Raw genomic sequence first — 619 nt, 5'->3', positions numbered from 1 at the left:
GGCAACGTCACAATCACCGGCACGAAATTCAACTTCGCGGCCTCCGGCCATGTTCAGATCAACGGCGAAGTCATTGACTTGAACTGAGGCTAGATATGCTCGGACGCAACTCGACGCAATTTGCAGCAATCGGCTTCGAACAGGCGCACCGGGACGGCGAAGACATGGGTGTGCTTGCCGTCCGAGGTCGGTATAAGATCGGCGACGACGGCTCGCTTGTCCTCGCTCCTGAGCAGGACCTTGTTCTTGTAGACGAATACGATGGCGACCCTCATAGAACTCCCATGCTGAAGGCTGCAGACCTGATCCCGTATAAGCCTGCAACCGATATCAGCGTCATAGGCAAGACCTATGCACCCAAGAGTAAAGCAGCAACTGAATGGCTCGCCGGCATCAGGATTGGAGAGCTTTCGCATGTCGTGCGAGCGAATGGTCCCCGCCACTGGATCTGGAGCGCGGGAAGCTGGCGGCTGTCCGCTCCGGACGTGGTTACGGAAGTTGCCCTCGACTATCGTCATGCCGCGAGTGACCAAAGCGTCGATGGTGACGGTGATCCGGAGGTCCCTGCCAATCCGATTGGGGTAAAGCGTCCCCCACGAAATGGTGGAGATCGGACAGA

Annotated in this window: 1 protein-coding gene; it reads left to right on the top strand. The window is 57.7% G+C overall.

Annotated elements, in window-relative coordinates; all coding sequences use genetic code 11:
* Positions 1-95: 95 nt before the first annotated feature.
* Positions 96-619: DUF2169 domain-containing protein (locus E2F50_RS22840; protein WP_133318484.1), on the top strand; the 524-nt coding region annotated here is incomplete at its 3' end.

It is taken from the genome of Rhizobium deserti (assembly GCF_004358025.1).
Classification (GTDB): Bacteria; Pseudomonadota; Alphaproteobacteria; order Rhizobiales; family Rhizobiaceae; genus Neorhizobium; species Neorhizobium deserti.
Note: the sequence above shows the minus strand (reverse complement) of the source record. Positions and strands in the feature narration are given on the sequence as shown.